Genomic DNA, 7,873 nt, shown 5'->3' with positions numbered 1-7,873 from the left:
GATCATCCTGAGTTTTAATCTGACTGGCTATTTGATCTACCAGTTTTTCGTTGATTTCAACGCTCATTGTTATTCTCCATTTTGGAGTATTAACGACAAGCGTTTACACAATTTAAATTACATTCCCGGGTAGAGCTAATAAAATATATTGATCTACCTTGAAATGAAAATACGCCCCGATATGGAGCGTATTTATATTATGAATTGCTAAGCAATTATTTCTCAAAATAATCCTGAACCATCCGATCCAGCAACCTCACACCAAATGCAGTGGCGCCTTTGGGCTTGGTTGGAAATGCTTCATCTGTCCATGCGGTACCGGCAATATCCATATGAACCCATGGCGTATCATTCTCAATAAAGTTGTGTAGAAACTGTGCAGCAACACCTGAGCCTCCCAGTCTCGGTTTATTGCCGTTATTGCGCATATCGGCAATATCACTGCTCAGTCGTTTACTGAAGTAACTGCCCATGGGCATTCGCCAGACAGGTTCTGATACCTCATCTCCAGCCGCGGCTACCTTCGCAACCAGCTCATCATTGTTGGAAAAGACACCCGCAATTTCTTCACCCAGGGCGATGGCAATGGCACTGGTTAAGGTAGCGAGGTCAATCATGGCTTTTGGTTTTAGATGGCGCTGGGTATAAGTAAGGGCATCACACAATACCAGACGACCTTCCGCATCGGTGTTCATGACTTCTACCGTCTGCCCAGACATGGTTTTTACGACATCGCTTGGGCGTTGAGCCTTGCTGTCCGGCATATTTTCTACCAGACCTAGAACACCCACTGCATTGACCTTGGCTTTGCGCTTGGCCAGAGCAATCATCAAACCGGTAACGGTCGCTGCACCACCCATATCCTGCTTCATGGTTTCCATGGTCGCGGAGGCTTTCAGGGACAGGCCACCGGTATCAAAGGTGACACCTTTACCGATAAAGGCAATAGGTGCTTCACGGCTACCGGCACCGTTATGTTTCAGGATCACCAGCTGGCTCTCTTTATCGGATCCCTGACCAACACCCAGAAGGGCACCCATGCCCAGTTCCCTCATGGCTTCTTCACCGAGTATCTCCACCTCGAGCCCTTCGGAGGTCAGAGACCTGCAAAAATGAGCGTAGGATTCCGGGTCCATAACATTTGCGGGCTCCCAGATCAGATCCCGGGTAATGTAAACGCCTTCGGCAACAGCAAGCAGAGGGCGGAAACATTTTTCAGCCTGTTCCGGCTTCTCTGACCCCATGATCATTTCGGTGAGAGCAGAAGGTGATTGCTCTTTGGTTCGATACTTGTCAAAGCGGTATCCTCCCAGCATCGCACCATAAGCAAAGTGGGCTGCTTGCTTATCACTATCCAGCAGAATGGTCGCTGCATTGATGGAGAGGTTGGCCGCTTTCACCGCAAAAAGGCCGCCCGCATTTTCAGTGGCAAGAAGTGATGGGTTATTTTTATCGCCCAGACCAAACAGGATGATACGCTCCAGCTCTGTGTTGGCTGGTGCGATCATATTCAGCAACTGTTCTGCGTCTCCGTTGAAACGATCGGCTTTCAGAGCTCGGCTGATGGATCCATTGCTGAGTCTATCCAGCTCCTTTGCTGCCGAGGACAGTTCTCCCCCGGCATAAATACCTGCTGCAACGGTTCCACTGGCAGGGATGGTCGGGTCAGTAAATGAAATGTGCATGAATGACACCTGTAAATGTAATATTGCCGGATCACTCCAGCTTGTTATTTCCCCCAGAGACCGTCGGCACTGTTTGATAAAGAGTTGAAACGTAGCGCTTGTCTGTCTCTGTGGTTCAAAGTCATCAATCGAGAGAGTTAATCTCAGCCTGCTTATGGCAGGCTACCTGATGGTTACCCTTTGCTGTTGGTTCATTCAGTGTTGTTAATGGTGGCTTTTCCTGCTCACACTGATGGTCCGCATACAAGCAGCGCGTTCTGAAGACACAGCCAGACGGCGGATTGATAGGCGACGGTAGATCACCCTTAAGTACAATCCGTTTTTTATGGGCTTCCTTGTCTGGGTCAGGCACTGGCACTGCCGAAATCAGCGCCTGGGTATAAGGGTGGCGGGGAGCGTTATAAAGCGCGTCTTTCTCAGCCAGCTCCATGACATTGCCAAGGTAGAGAACCATGACCCGATGGCTGATATGTCTCACGATCGAAAGGTCATGGCTGATGAACAACAGAGAAAGACCAAACGTCTCCTGTAGCTCGCCCAGCAGGTTGATGATCTGTGCCTGAATGGAGACATCAAGAGCGGATACAGGCTCATCACAGACAATGACTTTTGGTCGTAGGATCATCGCTCGGGCAATGCCGATACGCTGACATTGTCCACCGGAAAACTCATGGGGATACCGGTTGATCATTCTTGGTAAAAGGCCAACGATATCCATCATCTCTCTGACCCGGGCTTTCACCTGATCTTTTGGGATCTCCGGGTTATGGGTGACCAGAGGCTCTGCAATAATTTCACCAATGGTCATGCGGGGATCCAGGCTGGCCAGAGGATCCTGAAAGATGATCTGCATCTCACTGCGCAGTGGTCTCATGGCCTTGACCGGGTACCCCGTGATGTTTTCCCCCATCCAGACCACCTGGCCTTCCGTATTGTGCAACAGCTGCAGCACAGCACGACCCAGGGTGGATTTACCACAGCCGGACTCTCCTACCACCGACAGCGTTTCTCCCTCATGCAGTTCGAAACTGACGCCATCGACTGCTTTCAGTGTTGCCTTCTTTGAGAAGAAGGTGCCTACGTCAACCGGAAAGTGCACCTTGAGATCATCTACCTTGAGAATGGGCTCGCTCATAGTGCCACCTCCCTGTTCACAGTCTCTTCCTGGTTAAGCTCAATGATCTCAGTCACTCTGTGGCAGGCGACACTGCGTTCACTGACAAATGTGATGGAGCCTGGCTGCTCTCTGCGACACTGGTCACTAGCAAGCTGGCAGCGTGGCTGGAAAGCGCAGCCACTGGGCAGAGCCTGAAGATTGGGCGGCTGGCCCGGTATGGCATAGAGGTCTTCACTGTGGTCACCATCAATCCTGGGCATGGATTGGAGCAGCCCCTGGGTGTAAGGGTGTCTGGCATCATTGAAGATTTCATGAACAGTACCGGTTTCGACTACCCGCCCGCCATACATGACAATGACCTGGTCACACATACCGGCAATAACCCCCAGGTCGTGGGTAATCATGACAATGGACATGCCCATCTCTTCTTTCAGGTTATGGAGCAGATCCAGAATCTGAGCCTGAATCGTCACATCCAGTGCTGTTGTGGGTTCATCCGCAATCAGCAGGTCGGGTTCACAGAGCAGGGCAATGGCTATCATGACCCGCTGGCGCATACCTCCGGAAAACTCATGGGGATACATGTGTACCCGCTTTCGCGCCTCGGGAATGCCCACCAGCTCAAGCATGCGGATTGAGCGTTCAAGGGCTTCTTTCTTGCCCATGCTGCGATGCTCAATCAATACTTCAGTCATTTGTCGTGAAACTTTCAAGTAAGGATTTAATGAAGTCATCGGATCCTGAAAGATCATGGACAGTGATACACCTCGAACCTTGTTCAATTCTGCTACTGGAAGTTCCAGCAGGTTCTGCCCTTTAAAGATGGCCTGTCCGGAGGTTCTGCCATTCTTTGCCAGTAGCCCCATGATGGCCATGAATATCTGGGTTTTTCCTGAACCGGACTCACCAACGACTCCGAGGCTCTGCCCCTTTTTCAGTGTGAAGTTGATGTTATTCGCTGCAGAAACTTCACCTTCCGGTGTATCAAAGCGGGTATTCAGGTTTTGTACGTCAAGAATGATGCTCATGGTGTTATCGATCCTTGGGGTCCAGTGCATCACGCAGACCGTCGCCAATAAAGTTAAAACAGAACAGGGTGACTGCCAGGAACGTGGCAGGAAAAGCCAGCATCCAGGGAGCGCTTTCCATGACTTTGGCACCTTCTGAAATCAATACGCCCCAGCTGGTCAGAGGCTCCTGAACGCCAAGCCCGAGAAAAGAGAGAAAACTTTCTGTGAGAATGACCTGTGGAATGGTCAGGGTCATATAGACGATAACGGGGCCGAGGATGTTGGGGACAATATGACGGAAGATGATTCTGGCCGTTGAGACACCGCTGGCGTGTGCTGCCTCAATAAACTCCTTTTTCTTGATGGCCATGGTCTGCCCGCGGACGATACGAGCCATCGTAAGCCATTCAACGGCACCCAGGGCGACAAAAATCAGGAAGATATGACGGCCAAAAATAACCATCAGAATGATGACAAAAAACATGAAAGGCAGGGAGTAGAGGATATCCACAAACCGCATCATCAGGTTGTCGACCCGGCCTCCCATATAGCCGGCAAAGGCACCATAGGTGACCCCGATAATCAGTGATACCGTTGTAGCGACGAGTCCGACCATCAGGGAGACTCTGGCGCCATAAAGGGTACGGACGAACAGGTCCCGGCCATTTTCATCGGTACCAAACCAGAAACCTTCCGCAACGTTGGGAGCAACCTGAATAAAGTCCCAGTACACCTCATCAAATGGGTGAGAGGAAAGCCAGGGGGCGAAAATTGCCATCATAGTAATCATGGCAAGAATTACCATGGAGACAACCGCGGCCTTATTGCGCATCAGTCGGATACGGGCATCCTGCCAGAGTGAACGGCCAGCGACTTCTTCCATGTCCACGTTTTGCTGCTGGTCGAGAACCGCCGCCATTCTGTCATTGGGCTTGGCTAAAAGGCTCATCCATTCACCCTCAGTTTTGGATCAAGGAAGCTATAAATCACGTCCACAATCAGGTTCATGATGATGATCAGTGTCGCGTAAAAGATGACGACGCCCATCACCAATGGGTAGTCGCGGTTCAATGCGGCATTCACAAAGTAGCGACCTACACCAGGAATGTCGTATATGGATTCAATAACCACAGAACCTGTCGTGACGGCCGCCGCCGCTGGCCCCAGGTAGGAGACAACCGGAAGAAGAGCACCTTTGATGGCATGGCGTATGACCACTAGGCGCTCACGAAGTCCTTTGGCCCGGGCGGTCCGAATGTAGTTTGAATGCAGGACTTCGACCATGGAACCACGGGTCAGGCGGGCAATGTAGGCGATCTGAGGCAATGCCAGAGATATTACCGGTAGCACCAGATTTCTGGCAGAGCCGTCTCCCCAACCTGCGACAGGCAGCCAGGACAGGTAAACACCAAAAATCAGGGACAGTATGGGGGCTACAACGAAGTTCGGAATAGCAATACCGGTCATGGCAACACCCATGATGGCATAGTCTGTTTTCTGGTTCTGATAGAGTGCTGCCAGTGTTCCCAGGCTGATACCAATAAGCGCAGCAATTAAAATGGCCATGCCGCCAATCTGCATACTGGCCGGTAAACCGGTGAGAATCAGCTCGGTAACGCTGAAATCACGGAACTTGTAGGAGGGACCAAAATCAAAACGAAGGAGGTTACCTACGTATATGAAATACTGTTGATAAAGAGGTTTATCAAGATCGTAGGCTTTCAGAATATTGGCTTCAATTTCAGGAGGCAATTGTCGTTCTGCATCAAACGGGCCACCCGGTGCAATGCGCATCATAAAGAATGCGATGGTAATAATGATCAACAGCGTCGGAATGGCTGCGAGCAGACGTTTGGTTATATAGGTGAACATGGAAAACGGCGCTCTTTCCTTAAAGGACTCCCTCCCTGTTATGAATCATGGCCAACCCTGGTGCATGATTTATTCAGTAGTTTCAGGTTTGAAGCGGTTGTCGTAATTGGCAGACAAGATGTGAACCACAGAGAGTCGATTAATGCTCCGGCATGATCGACGCTTCGAATATCTATGGTGGTCGCACGAAGGCACAAGTAAATTGAGAGCTTGTGCCTTCGGGTATCGTGGTTCTATCTCTCCCCCGATTTAGTCCACGGTCAGATAGCGCGCGTGGTGAACATCGGCAGGGTTATCAATCCAGCCTTTCACCCTTGGGTTTACCAAGTTCTTGGAGACGTAGTAATAGAGTGGGATATTGGGCAGCTCAGCCATGGCAATGGCTTCTGCTTCGCGCATGTACTCATCACGCTTTTCCATATCCACCTCAATTTCCGCCTTTTTCATCAGCGTGTTGTACTGATCGTTATTGAAGTTACTGTAGTTTTTGGACAGGTTGCGGGCTTCCATCAGATTCAGGAAGTTCTGAGGGTCGTTATAGTCGGCAATCCAGCCAGCCCGGGCTACCTGAAAGTCACGTGTCTTAAGACTGGCGTAGTGAACCTTGACTTCAGAATTGTACAGCTCGGTTTTAACACCCAGGGCTTTTTTCCACATGGCGGCTATGGCAATAGCAACCTTCTTGTGGTTTTCTGAGGTGTTATAGCTCAGGCGCAGAGTAGGCGGGTTGGATTTACTGTAACCGGCCTGCTCCATCAGTTTACGGGCTTCGGCAATGCGCTCGTCTTTAGACAGGCCTTTCCATGGAACCTCTGATGGCTGGCCGTAAGTTCCAGTACCAGGAGGTACAAAACCATAGGCAGGTACTTCACCGGTTCTTAACACTTTGTCGGTCAGGATCTCACGGTCAATGGACATGGCCAGAGCCTTCCGGACACGAGGGTCTTTCAGGATCTCATCGCTGGTGTTAAGGGGGTAATAATAAACACCGAGATAAGGGGCGATGCGAATATACTCTGGCATATTCTTCTCAAGCCACTTCAAATCAGAGGATGCAAAGTCTGTCTGAATATCCACTTCACCGGCACGAACGCGTTTAAGAACCGCAGAACGGTCTTCCTGTGGATAAAAGATCAATTCATCAATGGATACGTTTTCAGCATCGTAGAATTTCGGGTTTTTAACCAGCCGAATCTGGGCATTAGGTGTCCACTCTTCAAGAGTGTAGGCGCCATTGCTCACAGCTCCCTTGTTTTTTGCCCACTCTTTACCCAGTTCCTTAATTTTATGGGACGGAACCGGATAGGCTGTGTAGTGAACCAGCTGAGCAACAAAGTAGGGGGCAGGACCTTCCAGGGTGACTTGCAGTGTCTTGTCATCCAGAACTTTTACGCCAAGAGCATCAGGCCCAGCTTTGCCGGTGTTCACGTCCTGCGCATTTTTGATGGTGTACAGCAGGTAGGAATAGCCAGAAGCCGTTTCTGGGGCAAGGATACGTTGAAAGGCGTAATAGAAGTCATGAGCGGTAACCGGCTTACCATCAGACCAGGTGTGATCGCGCAGTTTAAAGGTATATACAAGGCCATCGTCAGACACTGTCCAGCTTTCGGCTGCACCGGGAACGATTGAACCATCCGCTGCTTCGGTGGTAAGCCCCAGGAACATATTGCCAACAATACGACTTTCCCAGACGCCGGAAATAAAGTGAGGATCAAGCGAAGCAGGCTCACCCATATTACCAAAGGTCAGAGTACCTGCGGCCTTTGCCACATTGTCTGGAGCAGTGAAGAATGCGCCGGATACAGCAATGGATACCGCAAGCATACCCGCTTTAAGGTGCTTGAACGGTGTCATTTTTACAGACATGACTTCCCCTTATTTATTGGTCTCAGGCTCAAATAGAAGGTGAGCATCAGGAGCCTGTCGAACTGAAGGACTGTCCTGCTGCGGATGCGATAAATTGGTATAAAAATGTCTGCTTCATCGTCAAATAGCCCGCTATTCTCCTCAGAATCCGATATTTTTATCCTTAATTTTTCGCGATCCTCGCTACGGACGCTTCAGTCCGACAGGCTCCAAGACTATTTATTTGTAGTGGTCATTCTTCTTGTGCAAAAGCATTGTGTGCAATTGCTTATAATTATTGTTTTCATGACTGCCGGTAAGCAGGCGAAAACGGGCCCATGCTG

At 50.1% G+C, this 7,873-nt stretch carries 6 protein-coding genes; all 6 read right to left on the bottom strand.

What is annotated here, in order from left to right; translation table 11 throughout:
- Positions 1 to 215: 215 nt before the first annotated feature.
- Positions 216 to 1,694 carry a leucyl aminopeptidase gene (locus tag AK963_RS10275; protein WP_274520510.1) on the bottom strand — a complete coding sequence of 493 codons (1,479 nt, stop codon included), beginning with the start codon at positions 1,692 to 1,694 and terminating at the stop codon, positions 216 to 218.
- A 115-nt stretch (positions 1,695 to 1,809) separates the two neighbouring features.
- Positions 1,810 to 2,820 (bottom strand): ABC transporter ATP-binding protein, encoded by a 1,011-nt coding sequence (locus tag AK963_RS10270; RefSeq protein ID WP_066015356.1) that lies wholly within the window; start codon positions 2,818 to 2,820, stop codon positions 1,810 to 1,812.
- Entirely contained in the window at positions 2,817 to 3,830 is a 1,014-nt protein-coding gene (locus tag AK963_RS10265) for an ABC transporter ATP-binding protein (RefSeq protein WP_066015355.1), read from the bottom strand. Before AK963_RS10265 ends, AK963_RS10270 begins: the two co-directional genes overlap by 4 nt.
- A 4-nt stretch (positions 3,831 to 3,834) precedes the next feature.
- The gene (locus AK963_RS10260) at positions 3,835 to 4,761 is read right to left on the bottom strand and encodes an ABC transporter permease subunit (RefSeq protein WP_238593686.1); all 927 of its coding nucleotides are present in this window, start codon (positions 4,759 to 4,761) and stop codon (positions 3,835 to 3,837) included.
- Entirely contained in the window at positions 4,758 to 5,684 is a 927-nt protein-coding gene (oppB, locus tag AK963_RS10255; RefSeq protein ID WP_066015354.1) for an oligopeptide ABC transporter permease OppB, read from the bottom strand. Before oppB ends, AK963_RS10260 begins: the two co-directional genes overlap by 4 nt.
- 249 nt (positions 5,685 to 5,933) lie before the next feature.
- A complete protein-coding gene (locus AK963_RS10250) occupies positions 5,934 to 7,550 on the bottom strand; it encodes a peptide ABC transporter substrate-binding protein (RefSeq protein ID WP_066015353.1) in 1,617 nt (538 codons plus the stop codon).
- Positions 7,551 to 7,873: the final 323 nt, after the last annotated feature.

It is taken from the genome of Endozoicomonas atrinae, from assembly GCF_001647025.1.
In the GTDB taxonomy this organism is placed as follows: Bacteria; Pseudomonadota; Gammaproteobacteria; order Pseudomonadales; family Endozoicomonadaceae; genus Endozoicomonas; species Endozoicomonas atrinae.
This window is presented reverse-complemented; position numbering and strand designations above follow the sequence as displayed.

Excerpts from the sequence above, each read along its gene's own strand:
- oppB (WP_066015354.1), bottom strand. The coding sequence starts at position 5,684 with ATGTTCACCTATATAACCAAACGTCTGCTCGCAGCCATTCCGACGCTG.
- AK963_RS10260 (WP_238593686.1), bottom strand. The coding sequence starts at position 4,761 with ATGAGCCTTTTAGCCAAGCCCAATGACAGAATGGCGGCGGTTCTCGAC.
- AK963_RS10265 (WP_066015355.1), bottom strand. The coding sequence starts at position 3,830 with ATGAGCATCATTCTTGACGTACAAAACCTGAATACCCGCTTTGATACA.
- AK963_RS10250 (WP_066015353.1), bottom strand. The coding sequence starts at position 7,550 with ATGTCTGTAAAAATGACACCGTTCAAGCACCTTAAAGCGGGTATGCTT.
- AK963_RS10270 (WP_066015356.1), bottom strand. The coding sequence starts at position 2,820 with ATGAGCGAGCCCATTCTCAAGGTAGATGATCTCAAGGTGCACTTTCCG.